Annotated in this window: 12 protein-coding genes, 2 tRNA genes, 3 rRNA genes and 1 pseudogene; 9 read left to right on the top strand and 9 right to left on the bottom strand. The window is 44.7% G+C overall.

All coding sequences use genetic code 11. From position 1 onward, the window contains the following. Positions 1–129: 129 nt before the first annotated feature. The 7 genes and pseudogenes from murQ (at position 130) to NST57_RS01000 (ending at position 8823) form a co-directional block, all read left to right on the top strand. Positions 130–1041, top strand: coding sequence for an N-acetylmuramic acid 6-phosphate etherase (gene murQ / locus NST57_RS01030; protein WP_341297841.1), 912 nt, complete (start codon positions 130–132; stop codon positions 1039–1041). Positions 1042–1053: 12 nt separating this feature from the next. Then, on the top strand, positions 1054–1923 hold the full coding sequence (locus tag NST57_RS01025; protein WP_341297840.1) for a MurR/RpiR family transcriptional regulator: 870 nt from the start codon (positions 1054–1056) through the stop codon (positions 1921–1923). Then, on the top strand, positions 1920–3299 hold the full coding sequence (locus NST57_RS01020; protein ID WP_142153646.1) for a PTS transporter subunit EIIC: 1380 nt from the start codon (positions 1920–1922) through the stop codon (positions 3297–3299). Before NST57_RS01025 ends, NST57_RS01020 begins: the two co-directional genes overlap by 4 nt. A gap of 12 nt (positions 3300–3311) precedes the next feature. Further along, positions 3312–4667 (top strand): penicillin binding protein PBP4B, encoded by a 1356-nt coding sequence (pbp4b, locus tag NST57_RS01015; protein ID WP_060832001.1) that lies wholly within the window; start codon positions 3312–3314, stop codon positions 4665–4667. Positions 4668–4680: 13 nt separating this feature from the next. Then, a complete protein-coding gene (locus tag NST57_RS01010; protein WP_341297839.1) occupies positions 4681–6600 on the top strand; it encodes a glycoside hydrolase family 3 protein in 1920 nt (639 codons plus the stop codon). Positions 6601–6650: 50 nt separating this feature from the next. Next, complete coding sequence (locus tag NST57_RS01005) at positions 6651–7859, top strand: exo-beta-N-acetylmuramidase NamZ family protein (RefSeq protein ID WP_445818808.1); 1209 nt, start codon at positions 6651–6653, stop codon at positions 7857–7859. A 118-nt stretch (positions 7860–7977) separates the two neighbouring features. Beyond that, a pseudogene (locus NST57_RS01000) lies at positions 7978–8823 on the top strand (IS3 family transposase). A gap of 58 nt (positions 8824–8881) precedes the next feature. On the opposite strand, the gene NST57_RS00995 reads toward NST57_RS01000, so the two are convergent. The 7 genes from NST57_RS00995 to NST57_RS00965 form a co-directional block, all read right to left on the bottom strand. Next, entirely contained in the window at positions 8882–9847 is a 966-nt protein-coding gene (locus NST57_RS00995; protein ID WP_341297837.1) for a bile acid:sodium symporter family protein, read from the bottom strand. A gap of 60 nt (positions 9848–9907) precedes the next feature. Beyond that, positions 9908–11347 carry a SulP family inorganic anion transporter gene (locus NST57_RS00990; RefSeq protein WP_142153638.1) on the bottom strand — a complete coding sequence of 480 codons (1440 nt, stop codon included), beginning with the start codon at positions 11345–11347 and terminating at the stop codon, positions 9908–9910. 362 nt (positions 11348–11709) lie between these two features. Further along, positions 11710–11782, bottom strand: a tRNA-Thr gene (locus tag NST57_RS00985). Position 11783: 1 nt separating this feature from the next. Continuing rightward, positions 11784–11858: transfer RNA gene (locus NST57_RS00980), tRNA-Asn, on the bottom strand. Between the two features lie 43 nt (positions 11859–11901). Next, a 5S ribosomal RNA gene (rrf, locus tag NST57_RS00975) occupies positions 11902–12017 on the bottom strand. A 61-nt stretch (positions 12018–12078) separates the two neighbouring features. Beyond that, positions 12079–15009 (bottom strand): 23S ribosomal RNA (locus NST57_RS00970). 183 nt (positions 15010–15192) lie between these two features. Further along, positions 15193–16741 (bottom strand): 16S ribosomal RNA (locus tag NST57_RS00965). The 16S, 23S and 5S rRNA genes sit together here with 2 tRNA genes alongside, the layout of an rRNA operon. A 420-nt stretch (positions 16742–17161) precedes the next feature. Between NST57_RS00965 and pdaB the strand changes: the two genes are divergently transcribed. Next, positions 17162–17926, top strand: coding sequence for a polysaccharide deacetylase family sporulation protein PdaB (gene pdaB / locus NST57_RS00960; RefSeq protein ID WP_341297836.1), 765 nt, complete (start codon positions 17162–17164; stop codon positions 17924–17926). On the opposite strand, the gene NST57_RS00955 is transcribed toward pdaB, so the two are convergent. Beyond that, entirely contained in the window at positions 17919–18521 is a 603-nt protein-coding gene (locus NST57_RS00955; RefSeq protein WP_008345196.1) for a KinB-signaling pathway activation protein, read from the bottom strand. The genes pdaB and NST57_RS00955 overlap by 8 nt on opposite strands. 90 nt (positions 18522–18611) lie before the next feature. Between NST57_RS00955 and gerD the strand changes: the two genes are divergently transcribed. Continuing rightward, positions 18612–19190, top strand: a complete 579-nt coding sequence (gene gerD / locus NST57_RS00950; protein WP_341297835.1) for a spore germination lipoprotein GerD — start codon at positions 18612–18614, stop codon at positions 19188–19190. 37 nt (positions 19191–19227) lie between these two features. Here gerD and NST57_RS00945 read toward each other — a convergent pair whose 3' ends face one another. Next, positions 19228–20286, bottom strand: a complete 1059-nt coding sequence (locus NST57_RS00945; protein WP_008345199.1) for an Mrp/NBP35 family ATP-binding protein — start codon at positions 20284–20286, stop codon at positions 19228–19230. Between the last annotated feature and the right edge of the window lie 20 nt (positions 20287–20306).

Here is a 20306-nt window from a genome sequence, read left to right as displayed (position 1 = left end):
TTTTCTAACTATTCAACCCTCATCAGCACAACATTTCAACTGAAATATAATTTCAGTATTTAAATATAATATTGAAATTTCATATCATACTCAATATACTGAAAGTGAAGAAATAAGGAGGTATATCACATGCAGCCATCTCAACTGCGTTCTTTGACAACAGAATCAAGAAACCCTAACACCATGGGAATTTCACAAGCAAACCCGCTAGAAATGCTCCAAATGATGAATGAGGAAGATATGAAAGTCGCTCACGCCGTCAACCGTGTCCTTCAAGACGTAAAGACAGCAAGTGACTTTGCCTTTGAATCCATCTCGAATGGGGGCAGACTCATTTATCTAGGCGCTGGAACAAGCGGCAGAATTGGGGTAATGGATGCGGTCGAATGTCCACCTACCTATAGCATTTCACCTGATGTCATCGTAGGCATCATGGCTGGTGGAGACTCTGCCTTTTCACATGCAGCAGAAGATGTGGAAGACAGTGAAGAAGCTGGTCAAAAAGATTTAGAACACATCCACCTGACATCAAAAGATACGGTTGTCGGCATCGCGGCGAGCGGTAGAACACCCTATATCATTGGCGCTTTAAACTATGCTAGAACCATTGGAGCAAAAACAGTAGCCCTCAGCTGCAATGAACAAGCAGAGATTAGCGAACTAGCAGACTGCGCCATTGAAGTCGTCGTAGGACCAGAAGTCATCACTGGGTCAACACGAATGAAAGCCGCATCCGCTCATAAAATGATTTTAAATACGCTTTCCACCTCTGTCATGATCAGACAAGGCAAAGTATATGAAAACCTGATGGTAGATGTAAAAGTAAGCAATCATAAACTAAAAGAACGCGCCATCACCATCATTCAACATGTGACCAATGCTTCCTACGAACAAGCCATAAAAGCCCTTGAAGCAGCCGATTTAGAAGTTAAAACAGCCATCGTCATGCTCCAAACCAAAACAGATAAAAAGACAGCCAAAGACCTGCTCAACAAAGAAGATGGTCACATCGACAAAGCCATCTTACGTCATCAATCTTAAAGGAGGAAACTCATGTCAGCAGGCGGACTCACCCTACTACACACAATGAAATCAAAGCTTCCCCAATCTGAAAAAATCATTGCAGACTATATCCTTGCCCATCCTGACAAAGTCATTAAAAGCACAGTGCATGAAATCAGTCAGGCTGCCGGTGCAAGCAGCTCTGCCGTCATCCGCCTCTGTAAGTCTCTCGGGCTGGATGGCTATCACGATTTGAAAATGCGGATCGCTGGAGATTTAATGCACACTGATAAACAAGGCTACCGGGATATCGAACAAGATGAACCACTTCAATCCATTATTCAAAAGACAGCAGGAAACACCATTCAATCGATCAAAGATACAGCCTCTATTTTAAATGTAGAAGCTTTAGAAAAAGCTGTTCAACTGCTGCTGAATGCAAACCAAATCCATTTTATCGGTGTGGGTGCATCTGGCATCGTCGCAGCTGATGCCCAGCAGAAATTTCTCAGAATCAATTATGCAGCCACAGCCTTCACTGACATGCACATCGCATCTACGGTCATCGCAAATGCTGGAAAGAATGACATTGTGTTCGGTATATCCTTCTCAGGAGAAACATTAGACATCATCCAAGCCCTTCAGCTCGCCAAAGAAAATGAAGTAAAAACCATTGCTTTAACGCATCCAGGGCATACAAGCGTTTCTGCATTGTGTGATGTCCATCTATCAACGTCCGGTTCCAATGAAGCACCTTTTCGCAGTGCTGCCACTTCCTCTAGAATGGCACAGCTCTATTTAATCGATGTCTTGTTCCTCAGTTTAGCCTCCCGTCAATATGAACAGACAGCACAATATATTGACAAAACAAGGCATGCCATCCGCTCCATGAAACGAAAAGCAAAGGGGGATTCAACATGAGTCATCAAAAAAAATATCAGCAGTTGGCGAAAGAGATCCTTTCACTCTGTGGTGGTTCTGAAAACATCTCTTCCCACACACATTGTATGACACGTCTCCGAATTACACCCATTGATCGTGAAAACGTGCAAACCACCGCGATCAAAGAACTCGATGGCGTCATTGGCGTCGTCGAAGCGGAAACACTGCAAATCATTTTAGGCACAGGTGTTGTCAACCAAGTATCAAGTGCGTTTGAACAGCTGCTCAACGCCTCAGGTTCATATGACTTAAACAACGAAGCACAGAAAAACAAACAAGCCATTTCACAAAAGAACCGCACACCATTCAAGCTGTTCTTACGGCGGATCGCCAGCATTTTCATTCCCATTATTCCAGCACTCGTTGCATCGGGTCTTATAACGGGTATTACAAAAGCGGTCGTGCAAGCAGGCTGGCTCGATGAAAAATCTCAAGCTGCGATTATCCTAACCGTTATAGGCTCAGGCTTGTTTGCTTATCTCGGTATATTAGTAGGAACAAACGCCGCAAAAGAATTTGGTGGCTCTCCTGCATTAGGCGCATTAGCAGGTATTCTCATCATTAACCCAGCTGCCGCTGATATTATGTTATTTGGCACTAATATTCTACCAGGTAGAGGCGGACTCATCGGTGTTCTTCTTGCAGCTATTTTTATGGCACTTGTTGAGACCCGGATCAGACGCTTCGTCCCGCAATCACTCGATATCATCGTCACACCAACCATCACACTACTCATTACAGGCATTTTCACGTACGTTATCTTCATGCCAGTCGGCGGATTTATATCTGATGCCATCACCTCTGGACTTACTTATCTATTAAACATTGGCGGTATTTTTGCCGGATTTGTTCTTGGTGCGACCTTCCTTCCTCTTGTTGTAACTGGACTTCACCAAGGCCTAACACCTATTCATATGGAACTGATTCATTCAATTGGAGATGACCCGCTTCTGCCAATCCTCGCTATGGGAGGCGCAGGACAGGTCGGTGCTGCCTTTGCCATTTATATGAAAACAAAAAAGAAAAAGCTGAAAAGAGCCATTGCAGGCGGACTTCCTTCAGGAATGCTTGGAATTGGAGAACCGCTCATTTTCGGTGTCACACTCCCGCTCGGAAGACCCTTCCTCACTGCTTGTCTCGGCGCTGGAATCGGCGGAGCATTTCAAGCCTATTTCCAAATCGCCACTAAAGCAATCGGGGTATCAGGTCTCCCATTAACCTTTATCGTTCACACACATCAAATGCTACTTTACTTAATAGGACTCTTCATTGCATATGTCGCTGGATTTATCTTCACATACTTATTTGGATTTCATGATGATATGGCTGTTGAATTCGAGGAAAATAAGCAATAGGAGGTCTAGCTCTTGAAGAAATATTTTCTCATCATCACAAGTCTGTTCATGCTCCTTGGGTTACCAGTACAAACATTTGCAACTAGCTCCCATCCTGTATCGTCTTTGTCTAAAACAGCACCTGAAGAATATCCCGTCTTAAAAAAAGCAAAACGACCGGAACAAGTAGGTTTTTCTTCTAGGCAGCTTAGGAAGGTTGATCACATGATTCAAAACGATATCAAAGCAGGATTTCCAGGGGCAGCACTCATCATTATCAAGGATGGTCAGATCGTCCATCAAAAAGCCTATGGCTACAGACAAAAATATAAAGGGACAACCGAACTCAAATTCTATAAGAAAATGAAAAAGAACACACTGTTCGATTTGGCATCCAATACAAAAATGTATGCCACCAACTATGCCCTGCAAAAGCTTGTATATGAACAAAAACTAGATGTAAATGAAAAAATACAAACCATCCTGCCTGACTTTCAAGATGAACCAGATGCAAAGGTAACCGGCAAAGATCAGCTTCGAGTCAAGGATCTTCTCACCCATTCTGCCGGACTTCCTTCCAGTGTTTTATTTTATAGCAAAGAGCAAGCGGGCTCTTTTTTCTCCCAAGATAGACAAACAACCATGAAATGGCTGCCAAAGGTGCCCCTGCAATACAAGCCAGGCACTCAGCATATTTATAGTGATATTGATTACATGCTGTTAGGCATGATCATCGAGAAAAAAACCGGTATGCCACTTGATCAATATGTAGAGTCAACGATTTATCGACCGCTTGGTCTCAAACATACCATGTTCAATCCGCTGAAAAAGGGATTCAAGCCAAAGCATTTTGCAGCAACCGAGCGTCTAGGCAATACAAGAGATGGTGTCATTGATTTTGAAAACATTCGCAGGTATACCTTGCTAGGTGAAGTCCACGATGAGAAAGCCTACTACTCAATGGCAGGTGTCTCCGGACATGCTGGACTTTTCTCTAATACATCAGATATGGCCGTACTGCTTCAGCTGATGCTCAATAAAGGAGGCTATGGGAAAACAACCATCTTTGACCAAGCTTCTATCGATCTCTTTACGGAATCATCAGACACGAACCCAACTTACGGGCTAGGCTGGCGGAAAAACGGCAATACTGACATGGAATGGATGTTTGGGAAGTACGCAAGTAAAGAAGCGTATGGACACACAGGCTGGACCGGAACGATGACATTGATTGATCCAAAACACAATCTAGGCGTCGTCTTGCTGACAAATAAAAAGCATTCACCCGTCGTTTCACCTGAAGTCAACCCAAATCAATTTGAAGGTGACCTTTTCCCAACTGGTACTTATGGAAGCATCATGACTGCAATCTACGAATCTTTTAAGTAAAAGGAGGAATTCGATGTTAAAAGCTCTGTTCCCCGCTGCACTCGTTTTGGCCCTGCTCACCTCTTCCATTCCAACGGAAAAGGTGAGCTCTGCCCCTCTCCCAACTGCCAAACAAATGGTTCAAGACATGTCACTGGATCAAAAAATTGGCCAAATGCTCATGCCAGACTTTCGCAATTGGCAAGCAGAAGGTGAATCCGCTCCTACAGGCTTCACAAAAATGAATAAAGAAGTCTCTCGTCTTGTAGAGAAATATCATTTAGGCGGTGTCATCTTATTTGCAGAAAATGTCGTTGATACGAAACAAACCGTCAAACTCACACATGAATTTCAACAAGCATCACCCAACATTCCTTTACTCATTTCCATTGATCAAGAAGGCGGAATCGTCACAAGACTACAAAAGGGAACACATTTCCCAGGAAATATGTCGATTGGTGCCTCTCGAAGTAAGAAAAATGCTTATGACACTGGAAAAATCATCGGCAAAGAATTAAACGCTCTAGGTATCAATACAAATTTCTCTCCTGTTCTTGATGTAAATAATAACCCGAATAACCCCGTCATCGGTGTCCGTTCCTTTAGCTCTGACCCTGAACTTGTCACGAGACTTGGTCTTCAAACCATGAAAGGACTTCAAAAGGAAAAGACCATTTCCACATTAAAGCATTTCCCGGGACATGGTGATACAGCTATTGATAGTCACTACGGACTTCCGCTTGTAGAACATGATCTAGATCGTCTTAAAAAGGTGGAGCTGTATCCATTTCAACAAGCAATCAACGCAGGGGCAGATATGGTCATGACCGCTCATGTTCAATTCCCCGCCATTGATGACACAACGTATAAAAGCAAAAAAGATGGCGAGGACATTATGGTTCCAGCAACCTTATCAAAAAAAGTCATCACAAACTTATTAAAAGAAGACATGGGCTTTCAAGGAGTGGTTGTAACAGACGCCCTCAATATGAAAGCGATTGCAGATAACTTCGGACAGGAAGAAGCTGTGGTAATGGCTATTAAAGCAGGCGTCGACATTGCCCTCATGCCAGCACCTGTCACGTCCTTAAAGACAGAAAAAAACCTTGAGAATGTGTTCAATGCTTTAAAAAGAGCAGTTTTCACAAACGAAATTCCGATATCTCAGATCAATCAATCTGTCGAAAAAATCCTTCAATTAAAGATCAAACGCGGCATCATTTCCGCCAATAAATCAGTAAGCCTTGAGAAGAAAATCAAAAAAGCCACTCAGCTCGTTGGTCAAAAGTCGCACCGAAAAGCAGAACAGAAAATGGCACGTGAAGGAATCACTCTCCTTAAAAACAACGACAAAACCTTGCCTTTTAAGCCTAAAAAGAATGACAAAATCGTGCTCATGGCACCGTACGAAGATCAAACAAAAGCAATGTCCGTTACAATTGAATCTCTGATCAAACAGAAAAAGATCAAACCTGTACAAATCCAATCATACGCATTTGCAGATAAGAGCTTCTCCAAAGAAACAGCCAAACTCATTCAAGATGCTGACTATGTCATTACCGGCTCTTACGTTGTCCAAAATGACCCGGCTGTGAATGATGGCGTCATTGATGACGGTGTACAGGATCCGAAAAAATGGGCAACGGCCTTCCCTCGTGCTGTCATGAAAGAAGCAGCAGCACAAAACAAAAAATTGGTCATCATGAGTCTCCGAAACCCATATGATGCTGCAAATTTCGAGGAAGCCGATGCCTTACTGGCTGTTTACGGTTTTAAAGGGTACTCAAACGGACAATTCAATCAACCAAATATTCCTGCGGGACTAGAAGTGATTTTTGGAGCGGCCTCACCTAAAGGGAAATTACCAGTCGCTATCCCATCAGTCACTCATCCTAACCAAACCATTTACCCATTTGGCTATGGGCTCAATTTAAAAGGCAAACAGATCAAATAGGAGGGATTCTCTTGAAAAAGACAGCAAGCTTGATACTCGCTAGCATTCTCATGATTAGCACATTGACCGCCGCCTCCCCCGCAGATTCAGAACGAACAGATACAAAAGGAAAAAAAGCAACAGTCAAAACAGGTATCGAAACATTACTCTCAAGTAACCTCTCTTGGCTTAAAGGGAAAAAAGTAGGGCTTATTACGAATCCTACAGGCATTGATGCAAACATGAAAAGCAGTGTCGATCTGCTATTTGAACACCCCGATATTAAACTGACTGCCTTGTATGGGCCTGAACATGGCGTCCGTGGTGATGCACAAGCAGGAGAAGGCGTCGAATCGTATACCGACGAAAAAACGGGCCTGCCTGTTTACTCTCTTTATGGAAAAACAAGAAAGCCAACTCCTGAAATGCTCAAAAATGTAGATGTCCTGCTATTTGATATTCAAGACGTTGGTACTCGTTATTACACCTATATTTACACGATGGCCTATGCAATGGAAGCAGCTAAGGAAAACAACATTCCATTTGTTGTCTTAGATCGTCCAAACCCAATAGGCGGGCTAAAAGTAGAAGGACCCGTATTAGAGCCAGAACACGCCTCTTTTGTAGGTCTCTATCCCATCCCCTTAAGACATGGGATGACAACTGGAGAACTTGCATACATGTTTAACAAAGAGTTTCATATCAACGCTGATGTAAAAGTGATCAAAATGAAACATTGGAAACGATCCATGACGTTCGATGACACGAAGCTACCGTTCGTCCTCCCTTCACCTAATATGCCGACCGTTGATAGTACCTTTGTTTACCCAGCAACAGGATTAATCGAAGGCACAAACGTTTCTGAAGGCAGAGGAACGACAAAACCGTTCGAACTCATTGGCGCTCCATATATCAATAGCAATGAGCTAGCAGATCATTTAAATGGGTTAAAACTAAAAGGCGTTCAATTTAGACCTGTCTCATTTACCCCTACCTTTTCAAAACATGCTGGGACTTTGTCTCACGGGGTACAGCTTTATGTCACAGACCGAAAATCATTCGAAGCAGTCAAAACAGGTCTATCCATCATCAAAGCAATACATGACTTGTATCCTAATGACTTTCAATTCCTACAAACAGGCAGCTTTGATAAACTCATCGGGAATAGCTGGATCAAAGAAGAAATCAATAAAGGCACTCCCATAAAACACATCATGAAACAATACCACCATGACCTGAAAACATTTGAAAAGAAACGGAAAAAATATCTCATCTATTAATCGCAAAAAAAGCCTCCACCTTAAAGGGGACTGACCCCATAAAGTGAGACAGATAAAAACACCTTTAAGTTGAAAATCGGGTATAGAATACCTGAAAACAATTTGGAGGTGTTTTTCTATGGGTTCAAGAGTTAGTTATCCATTTGAAGTGAAGATGAAGGCAATTGAAATGCGATTGGCGGGAGTACCAGTTAAAAAAGTGTTGGAGGAATTAAATATTCGGAATGTGACCCAACTTAAAACATGGATGAAATGGTATAAATCTGGAGACATTCATCGTTTGTGAGTCACACCAATATACGTACGGTTATCGTAAAATAACGGCTCTACTGCGAAAAGAAATGAAAATGAACCATAAGACCGTACAACGTATTATGCAAACCTACGGTTTACAGTGTCGTGTGAAAGTAAAAAAGCGTAAACAGACTGGTCAACCTTATTATATTGCAGAAAATCACTTAAAACAGGATTTTACTGCGACAAAGCCACTTGAAAAACTGGTGACAGATATAACGTATTTGCCCTTTGGCCAAAAAATACTTTATCTATCTAGCATAAAAGATTTATATACAAGTGAGATTATGGCTTATACGATTGGTGATAAACAGGATGTTTCGCTTGTTTTAGATACATTGAAGCAGTTACAGACATTACCTAAAGGCTGCGTACTTCATAGTGATCAAGGTTCGGTCTACACTTCTTATGCTTATCAAAAGGAGATAAAGGAAAAAAGCATTACCATGAGCATGTCCGTAAGGGAATGCCCGCTGATAATGCCCCCATCGAATCCTTCCACTCCAGTTTAAAATCAGAAGGATTCTATCTCCACCACCTGACAAACACTACAACAGCCATTGTAGAAAAAACAGTCAGGGAGTATATTGATTATTATAACAATATCCGAATTCAATTGAAATTAAACAACCAGTCACCAAAAGAGTTTCGGCAACTGGCTGTTTCATAAAGGTGTTTTGATTCCTGTCTCAAAAACGGGGGTCAGTCCCTAAAGGATGGAGGCTTTTTCATGATAAAGACTTAATCACAGCAGGTGCTTTCAGCTCAAATCGATTGAGTAAAAAACCAAACAAGGCAGCAAGTACTTGCTGAAACAGCATGCCAATCACGACAGGGACAGCAACAGCAGGCGGGAAAAAGCTAATAGCAAGCACAGCACCCGCACTAATGTTCCGCATACCGCCCGTATACACAATCGCCACAATTTCTCCTTGAGTACATTTCATCGCCTTCCCAATGAACCACGCAAAAGAATATCCACTCATTGCAATGAAAAATACAAGGGCTGTTTTACTAAAAAACGCAGCATCTAGTTCACGTAAATAGGGAGCCACAACAGAACTATTGATCGAGACCACAACAAACAAGCCTATTTTTGAAAAAGGAGACAGAGTCTGACTGATCTTTTTCGTCACCGCCGGCTTTGCATATTGATGTACGAGCATCCCTAAAATAGATGGAAGCACCACCATACCAAATAGCCCTTTCATGATGGCCATCATGTCCATATGGACCTGTGAACCGACGAGAAGTGACAGACTAGCAGGTACGATAAATGGCGACAGCAAAGTATCGATTAAAATAATGGATAACGTTAATCCAACATTCCCTTTATACATCGCTGCCCATATTAAACTAGAAACCCCTGTAGGAATCACCATGGCAAGTGTCAAACCGGTGATCGTCATGGAGTCACCCGCAAAGATCAGATGCCCCGCTGACCAAGCGTAAAGGGGCATCAACACATGCAAAATCAAAAACGTTAAAATTAAAGGCAATGGATGCATCACCGTATGCTTTAAAGCTGAAAAGGTAGCAGACAGACTTCCTGCAAATGTCATCACAGCAAACACCCAAGGCACCAAAAAGGTCAAATCTTTTAAATACGCCGCCAATAATACACCAAGTAGCACACTGACAGGCGTAATAAGCGGCATCATCCGGCCGAGCACCTGATTCAAACGGTCAAGCATGCCGGCCACCTCCATCCTTCACTTTCTTCCTTGTTCTATTGTAACAAACAGAAAAGTTTTTTAAGATCCAATCACTTGTTTCACAAGCTTTTGACTAGACGTATCCATTCCAACTACGTCCACCTCTACACCAGCTGTACGATATTTTTCCTTCACACGTTCAATCGCTGCCACACCTGATTCGTCCCATATACGCGCTTCAGACAAATCAATCACAACCGTTTGCAGGTCGTTTCCATGATGGAAGGCTTGAATCAAATCAGTCACGGAAGCAAAGAAAATTTGCCCCTTAATTCGATAAACCCAAGTACCAGCTTGGCTTTCTGTAGAGGTAATATGAAGTTTTGATATTTTAGAAACAAAAAATACCGCACTAAGCAGCACGCCTGCAAAAACACCCTTAGATAAATCATGAGTGAACACCACCGTCACGACCGTGACAAGCATCACAAGAGAATCTGTTTTTGGGTTCTTTTTCAGCTGCTGGAATGAACTCCAATCAAAGGTACCAATAGAAACCATGATCATGACAGCCACAAGAGCAGCCATCGGAATTTGAACGACTACATCACCCAAAACAAAAATCAATACCATTAAAAATGCACCAGCCACAAAGGTAGAAAGCCTGCCTCGTCCCCCTGCCTTTGTATTAATCACAGATTGACCAATCATCGCACAGCCAGCCATACCGCCAAAAAATCCTGCCACCACATTGGCAATTCCTTGGCCTCTCGCTTCCTTATTTTTACGACTAGACGTTTCTGTCATATCATCTACAATCTGTGCTGTTAATAAAGATTCAAGTAAACCAACCATCGCAAGTGCTAAGGAATAAGGAAAAATGATAGCAAGTGTTTCCCAGCTAAACGGTACATTGGGAATAAGAAAAGTTGGCAAAGAGCTAGGAAGCTCTCCCATGTCCCCAACCGTTCTGACATCAATATGCCCAAATACAGCAATCATCGTCATCACAATAATTGCAATGAGTGGAGAGGGAACGACTTTGATGACCATCGGTAATACATAAATGATGAACAAAGCGCCACCTGTCATGACATACATAGCCATGGATTCCCCAACGAAATGCGGCAGCTGTGCCATGAAGATCATAATTGCCAATGCATTAACAAAACCAACCATCACAGACCTTGGAATAAATTTCATCAGACGAGAAATACGACACATTCCAAACACAATTTGAATCAAGCCTGTTAAAATCGTAGCCGCAAACAAATACTGCAATCCATGATCTGCAATCAAATTGACCATAACCAGCGCCATAGCCCCAGTAGCGGCAGAGATCATACCTGGCCGTCCACCAACAAACGAAATCACAATCGCAATACAAAACGAAGCATACAAACCGACCTTAGGATCAACGCCCGCAATAATCGAAAACGCAATCGCTTCAGGAATCAAAGCCAAGGCCACTAAAATACCCGCCAGCACATCCTGACGCACATGTCCAAACCATTCTTGCTTTACAAATAAATCTTTCAAACCATCTACTCCTTTTTATATACATACCGTACAAGGAAAAAGAAGGCGAATAAAAACCGGAGATACAGAAAGGAAAAAACAATAACCATTCAATTTCGGGGAAAAAGAGGAACGTACAGAGTCTTTTGTAAGAGAGGAAGTCATCACTTTAGTAAGGATAAAAGAAATACGCCGAAGAATCAAGAACAAATAGAAGGAGTATGTAGAAAGCTAAGGCAAAACTTCCATCAAAATCGCTCGAGTCATTTTCTAGTTTCATGAGCCTAACTAAGATCAATAAACGTCAATTTATTTTAAAACAAACAAAAAAAGCCTTCTCATCAACGAGAAACCTTAACATTTACCATTATCATATAGAGGAAAGCTTCCAAGCGGGCTCGAACCGCTGACCTCTTCCTTACCATGGAAGTGCTCTACCTACTGAGCTATGGAAGCATGGCTCCGCAGGTAGGACTCGAACCTACGACCGATCGGTTAACAGCCGATAGCTCTACCACTGAGCTACTGCGGAATGGATAAAGTAACTTCTTCCATTGGAAGGATATAAACAAAAAGCTTGGCGGCGTCCTACTCTCACAGGGGGAAACCCCCAACTACCATCGGCGCTGAAGAGCTTAACTTCCGTGTTCGGTATGGGAACGGGTGTGACCTCTTCGCTATCGCCACCAAACCTGATGGAGAGAATGTTCTCTCAAAACTAGATAACAATGTTCAAGCTTCACATTAGAATATAGGTTAAGTCCTCGATCTATTAGTATCTGTCAGCTCCACGTGTCACCACGCTTCCACCTCAGACCTATCAACCTGATCATCTTTCAGGGATCTTACTTCCTTGCGGAATGGGAAATCTCATCTTGAGGGGGGCTTCATGCTTAGATGCTTTCAGCACTTATCCCGTCCGCACATAGCTACCCAGCGATGCCCTTGGCAGAACAACTGGTACACCAGCGGTGCGTCCATCCCGGTCCTCTCGTACTAAGGACAGCTCCTCTCAAATTTCCTGCGCCCGCGACGGATAGGGACCGAACTGTCTCACGACGTTCTGAACCCAGCTCGCGTACCGCTTTAATGGGCGAACAGCCCAACCCTTGGGACCGACTACAGCCCCAGGATGCGATGAGCCGACATCGAGGTGCCAAACCTCCCCGTCGATGTGGACTCTTGGGGGAGATAAGCCTGTTATCCCCGGGGTAGCTTTTATCCGTTGAGCGATGGCCCTTCCATGCGGAACCACCGGATCACTAAGCCCGACTTTCGTCCCTGCTCGACTTGTAGGTCTCGCAGTCAAGCTCCCTTGTGCCTTTACACTCTGCGAATGATTTCCAACCATTCTGAGGGAACCTTTGGGCGCCTCCGTTACATTTTAGGAGGCGACCGCCCCAGTCAAACTGCCCACCTGACACTGTCTCCCTGCCCGATAAGGGCAGCGGGTTAGAAGGTCAATACAGCCAGGGTAGTATCCCACCGATGCCTCCACCGAAGCTAGCGCTCCGGTTTCCAAGGCTCCTACCTATCCTGTACAAGCTGTACCAACATTCAATATCAGGCTGCAGTAAAGCTCCACGGGGTCTTTCCGTCCTGTCGCGGGTAACCTGCATCTTCACAGGTACTATAATTTCACCGAGTCTCTCGTTGAGACAGTGCCCAGATCGTTGCGCCTTTCGTGCGGGTCGGAACTTACCCGACAAGGAATTTCGCTACCTTAGGACCGTTATAGTTACGGCCGCCGTTTACTGGGGCTTCAATTCGCACCTTCGCTTACGCTAAGCGCTCCTCTTAACCTTCCAGCACCGGGCAGGCGTCAGCCCCTATACTTCGCCTTACGGCTTCGCAGAGACCTGTGTTTTTGCTAAACAGTCGCCTGGGCCTATTCACTGCGGCTTCTCGGGGCTTTAACACCCTAAGAAGCACCCCTTCTCCCGAAGTTACGGGGTCATTTTGCCGAGTTCCTTAACGAGAGTTCTCTCGATCACCTTAGGATTCTCTCCTCGCCTACCTGTGTCGGTTTGCGGTACGGGCACCTCTCACCTCGCTAGAGGCTTTTCTTGGCAGTGTGGAATCAGGAACTTCGCTACTAAATTTCGCTCGCCATCACAGCTCAGCCTTCACGGGAAACGGATTTGCCTATTTCCCAGCCTAACTGCTTGGACGCGGATATCCAATACCGCGCTTACCCTATCCTCCTGCGTCCCCCCATTGCTCAAATGGTGAGGAGGTGGTACAGGAATATCAACCTGTTGTCCATCGCCTACGCCTTTCGGCCTCGGCTTAGGTCCCGACTAACCCTGAGCGGACGAGCCTTCCTCAGGAAACCTTAGGCATTCGGTGGACGGGATTCTCACCCGTCTTTCGCTACTCATACCGGCATTCTCACTTCTAAGCGCTCCACCAGTCCTTCCGGTCTGACTTCACTGCACTTAGAACGCTCTCCTACCACTGTTCGTAAGAACAGTCCGCAGCTTCGGTGATACGTTTAGCCCCGGTACATTTTCGGCGCAGAGTCACTCGACCAGTGAGCTATTACGCACTCTTTAAATGGTGGCTGCTTCTAAGCCAACATCCTGGTTGTCTAAGCAACTCCACATCCTTTTCCACTTAACGTATACTTTGGGACCTTAGCTGGCGGTCTGGGCTGTTTCCCTTTCGACTACGGATCTTATCACTCGCAGTCTGACTCCCAAGGATAAGTCATCGGCATTCGGAGTTTGACTGAATTCGGTAACCCGGTAGGGGCCCCTAGTCCAATCAGTGCTCTACCTCCGAGACTCTTACCTTGAGGCTAGCCCTAAAGCTATTTCGGAGAGAACCAGCTATCTCCAGGTTCGATTGGCATTTCACCCCTACCCACACCTCATCCCCGCACTTTTCAACGTGCGTGGGTTCGGGCCTCCATTCAGTGTTACCTGAACTTCACCCTGGACATGGGTAGATCACCTGGTTTCGGGTCTACGACCACGTACTCATGCGCCCTATTCAGACTCGCTTTCGCTGCGGCTCCGCATCTTCTGCTTAACCTTGCACGGGATCGTAACTCGCCGGTTCATTCTACAAAAGGCACGCCATCACCCGTTAACGGGCTCTGACTACTTGTAGGCACACGGTTTCAGGATCTATTTCACTCCCCTTCCGGGGTGCTTTTCACCTTTCCCTCACGGTACTGGTTCACTATCGGTCACTAGGGAGTATTTAGCCTTGGGAGATGGTCCTCCCGGATTCCGACGGAATTTCACGTGTTCCGCCGTACTCAGGATCCACTCTGGAGAGAACAACATTTCAGTTACAGGGCTGTTACCTTCTTTGGCGGGCCTTTCCAGACCTCTTCGCTTATATCGTTCCTTTGTAACTCCGTATAGAGTGTCCTACAACCCCAAGAGGCAAGCCTCTTGGTTTGGGCTGTTCCCGTTTCGCTCGCCGCTACTCAGGGAATCGCATTTGCTTTCTCTTCCTCCGGGTACTTAGATGTTTCAGTTCCCCGGGTATGCCTTCTCATACTCTATGTATTCAAGTATGGATACTACTCCATTACGAGCAGTGGGTTTCCCCATTCGGAAATCTCCGGATCAAAGCTTGCTTACAGCTCCCCGAAGCATATCGGTGTTCGTCCCGTCCTTCATCGGCTCCTAGTGCCAAGGCATCCACCGTGCGCCCTTTCTAACTTAACCATTTCTTACTTTAGAAAGAATCACTATGTGTGATGAACTTTGCATTGCATTCAATGTGAATGTATTACTTATTGTTATCTAGTTTTCAAAGAACAATCCTGTCTCGCTAGAGACATGTTTTGAAGGGTTGATCCTTCAAAACTAAACAAGACGAAAAACGTACGCTGCTCCATATATCCTTAGAAAGGAGGTGATCCAGCCGCACCTTCCGATACGGCTACCTTGTTACGACTTCACCCCAATCATCTGTCCCACCTTCGGCGGCTGGCTCCATAAAGGTTACCTCACCGACTTCGGGTGTTACAAACTCTCGTGGTGTGACGGGCGGTGTGTACAAGGCCCGGGAACGTATTCACCGCGGCATGCTGATCCGCGATTACTAGCGATTCCAGCTTCACGCAGTCGAGTTGCAGACTGCGATCCGAACTGAGAACAGATTTGTGGGATTGGCTAAACCTTGCGGTCTCGCAGCCCTTTGTTCTGTCCATTGTAGCACGTGTGTAGCCCAGGTCATAAGGGGCATGATGATTTGACGTCATCCCCACCTTCCTCCGGTTTGTCACCGGCAGTCACCTTAGAGTGCCCAACTAAATGCTGGCAACTAAGATCAAGGGTTGCGCTCGTTGCGGGACTTAACCCAACATCTCACGACACGAGCTGACGACAACCATGCACCACCTGTCACTCTGTCCCCGAAGGGAAAGCCCTATCTCTAGGGTTGTCAGAGGATGTCAAGACCTGGTAAGGTTCTTCGCGTTGCTTCGAATTAAACCACATGCTCCACCGCTTGTGCGGGCCCCCGTCAATTCCTTTGAGTTTCAGTCTTGCGACCGTACTCCCCAGGCGGAGTGCTTAATGCGTTAGCTGCAGCACTAAGGGGCGGAAACCCCCTAACACTTAGCACTCATCGTTTACGGCGTGGACTACCAGGGTATCTAATCCTGTTCGCTCCCCACGCTTTCGCTCCTCAGCGTCAGTTACAGACCAGAGAGTCGCCTTCGCCACTGGTGTTCCTCCACATCTCTACGCATTTCACCGCTACACGTGGAATTCCACTCTCCTCTTCTGCACTCAAGTTTCCCAGTTTCCAATGACCCTCCCCGGTTGAGCCGGGGGCTTTCACATCAGACTTAAGAAACCGCCTGCGAGCCCTTTACGCCCAATAATTCCGGACAACGCTTGCCACCTACGTATTACCGCGGCTGCTGGCACGTAGTTAGCCGTGGCTTTCTGGTTAGGTACCGTCAAGGTGCAAGCAGTTACTCTTGCACTTGTTCTTCCCTAACAACAGAGCTTTACGATCCGAAAACCTTCATCACTCACGCGGCGTTGCTCCGTCAGACTTTCGTCCATTGCGGAAGATTCCCTACTGCTGCCTCCCGTAGGAGTCTGGGCCGTGTCTCAGTCCCAGTGTGGCCGATCACCCTCTCAGGTCGGCTACGCATCGTCGCCTTGGTGAGCCGTTACCTCACCAACTAGCTAATGCGCCGCGGGTCCATCTGTAAGTGACAGCCGAAACCGTCTTTCATCCTTGAACCATGCGGTTCAAGGAACTATCCGGTATTAGCTCCGGTTTCCCGGAGTTATCCCAGTCTTACAGGCAGGTTACCCACGTGTTACTCACCCGTCCGCCGCTAACATCCAGGAGCAAGCTCCCTTCTGTCCGCTCGACTTGCATGTATTAGGCACGCCGCCAGCGTTCGTCCTGAGCCAGGATCAAACTCTCCGAGGTATGCAGGATGCATATCACACATGCGTTGCTACACGATGTAGCGAACTTAGCATGTGATCATTTCCTGCCTCGCCAGTTTGACTGACTACCTATGAAGTATCATAGGATTTTTTTATAAAAACTCGAATTAACAGGTACGTTTTGTCTTGTTTAGTTTTCAAAGATCATCTTCGCCGTTCTTAGCGGCTTTAATAATATAACATTTCGCTTCATCTTATGTCAACAACTTTTTTCAAGTTTATTTCCCGAAGCGTTTGTGTTTGTCACTGTGTGTCAGCGACGATTAATAATATATCACGAAAACATTCTATTGGTCAACGTCTTTTCAGAACTTTTTTTAAAATAGTTTTATCGTGCATGTCAAACCCTTGTCCTGCATACAATCAAGTAACAATCTTGGACAAGGCAGGAGTGTTTGAATTGAGTCGATTATATGTGTTGCCTATTAAACGGCTGAAGCAAGTAGTCATTATTCTTGTAGCAGCCCTTGCAGCTGCAACCTTTTTTTATGTACAGAAGGCACCGCCGCTGTCGGTATTTAAAACAGAACAAGGACCCCGAGCGATTTTTAAAGGAGAGACCTCATCAAAACATGCATCCCTTACGTTTAATATTGGCTGGGGAGACGAGAAGGCTGTTCCTATTTTAAATGTCCTCCGAGAGTACGATATAAAGAACGCCACTTTCTTTCTGTCTGCTTCTTGGGCTGAGCGTCACCCAGATATTGTGAAAAGGATTAAAGAGGACGGCCATCAAATCGGCAGCCTTGGCTATGCATATAAAAATTATAGCCAGCTGGAAGAAAACGAAATTAAGCGTGATCTTGTCCGTGCACAAAATACATTCCAAAAGCTTGGACTGGAAGACATTCAATTATTAAGACCGCCAACTGGGCAATTTAATGAAACGGTATTGAAAATTGCAACACAGTATGGCTATACCGTTGTCCATTACAGCATCAATTCTCAAGATTGGCTGAACCCAGGCGTGGACCAGATTGTTCATAATGTAAATGATCGAATGAAAAGCGGAGACATCATTCTCCTTCACGCCTCAGATTCAGCCACCCAAACCGCTCAAGCCTTACCAGCTATTTTAAAACACTTAAAAAATCAAAATTTAAGAAACGTCACGGTTGGCGAGCTTATCTCTAATACAAAAACAAAGTCAACTGAGGTTAAGTAGCTTTTGCCTTTGAAAACCGCGGCATAGCTAATAACTGAAACGCATTACAACCTAATAGCGGGAATAGCATTAAATATAGCCAGTCCTCTTCATTGACTCTAAGCGCCGGAAACCATTCTAACGACGTAATGACGACCATGAGAAACATTGCAGAAATAAATGTTTTCTTAGAGGACTGCTGCTGTTTAAAATAAGACACGATCAATGCAAACACACCGATAAAAACAGGTAGCCACAAGTATGGAAGAAATGATTCATTCTCCCCGAAAAACAAAAACCGCAAATAAGCTAAATCAAACAGCACGAAAATCACAAGAAATAACTGAATGGTATTCCATAAAGAATGCGACCTGAAAATCTCCAGCGCAAACCGGTGCACTGTCAAAAAGACAACAAACCCCATTTGACTGATTACACTAAAGATCATCCCCACGCCAATAAACCAAAATAACACAGACGCAATCTCTAAAATCTCAAACGATACAAACAGCTTCTGATATTTCCCCCACTCAAGCGCAAAACCTACCACGCTTGTAATGACCGCTCCAACAGCCAGCACAGAGAAGAAAAAACGAACTAAATCCCGACTTTTCATTGAATTGACCCAACCCCTATTTTTGTTATGTATAAATTCACGTGAAACATTCATATTAAAAGTAAGACATGTAACGAAAGGAGCCACAGTATGTCAAAAGGCATCTTGCGTATAATGAGCTGTTTTCTTCTTTTATCTCTAACAGCTTGTGCTCCCAAAACCCAATCCTCATCTAATATGGACTATGACGAAACGAAAAAAATGGTCGTCGATATTTTGAAAACAGATGACGGTAAAAAGGCCATTCAACAGTTATTAAATGACGAGGCAATGAATGAAGCTTTGGTAATGGATGAACAAACTGTGAAAAAAACAATAGAGAAAACACTGACTTCTGATAAAGGCAAAGAGTTCTGGAAGAAGGTCTTTGAGGATTCTAAATTTGCCGAGACTTTCGCAAAATCCATGCAGCAACAGCATGAAAAGTTGTTAAAACAATTGATGAAGGACCCTGACTATCAACAAATGATGATGGATATTCTCAAGGATCCTGAAATGGAAAAGAAATACGGAGAACTGGTCAAAAGCAAAGAGTTCAGAAAACACTTAGAGAAAGTCATCACAGAAACATTAAGCAGCCCTCTCTATAAGAAGAAATTCGAAGATGAGCTAAAAAAAGCAGTCTCTGAAAGCAGCAGTGATTCCGGTTCACAAGGAAGCGGCAGTTAAACATCACCCGAGTGGCACAAGGTCACTCGGGATTTCATTATGCTTTCACTGTTAATTGTTCAATGACTTTATTGGCAATGTGTTGATACACTTCCCCTGTCGGATGACTCGCATCATAGACAGAAGGTGCAAAATCGTCCTCATTCCAATCAGGCTGTCTTAAAGGGATTTGACCAAGAACTGATACGCGTAGCTCCTCCGCCAGCTTGTCCCCGCCGCCCTTTCCAAAGACATATTCCTTCTCACCTGTTTTTTTGCTTTCATAGTAACTCATATTCTCAACGACCCCTAGCACCTCGTGATCTGTTTGCAGTGCCATCGCGCCTGCTCTAGCCGCAACAAAAGCCGCTGTTGGATGCGGTGTCGTCACAATGATTTCTTTACAGCTCGGAAGCATCGTATGAATATCAAGTGCCACATCACCTGTTCCAGGCGGAAGGTCTAATAGTAAGTAATCTAATTCTCCCCACTCTACTTCGTGGAAGAAGTTATTTAGCATTTTACCAAGCATCGGTCCTCTCCAAATGACCGGTGCGTTTTCTTCAACAAAAAAGCCCATTGAAATCACTTTGACGCCAAAGCGTTCCACAGGAATAATCTTTTCCCCTTTAACTGTCGGTCTGACGGTGATTCCCATCATATCCGGTACGCTAAAGCCGTAAATATCAGCATCGATCAGTCCCACTTTTTTCCCTAGACGAGCCAGTGCCACAGCCAGGTTAACGGAAACAGTTGATTTCCCAACTCCGCCTTTTCCACTCGCAATCGCTAAGAACACAGGCGGATTTTTAGAGTTGAGCAAATTTTCTTCCTCATCCTGTGACGGCATAAACTTTTCAAGCGTTTCTTGAGGCAGTTCTTCAAAACGAAGTCCTACAGTGTTCGCGCCCGCTGCTTTTAATGCTTGTACGATGTCTTGCTGCAGCTTCATCTGCTCAGCAGTGCCTGTTTTGGCAATCGCCACTTTTAAGCTCACATGCTCTTTTTCAGGCTTTAGGCTGATTTCCTTGATGGCATCCAGCTCACCAAGCGGTATATGAAGGAAAGGTTCGTCCATCTTCCCAACTAGTTTTCTCACATCATCTTGTCCGATCATAGCAGAACCTCACCCTTTAT

The organism is Bacillus sp. FSL M8-0077 (genome assembly GCF_038050255.1).
Classification (GTDB): Bacteria; Bacillota; Bacilli; order Bacillales; family Bacillaceae; genus Bacillus; species Bacillus altitudinis.
This window is presented reverse-complemented; position numbering and strand designations above follow the sequence as displayed.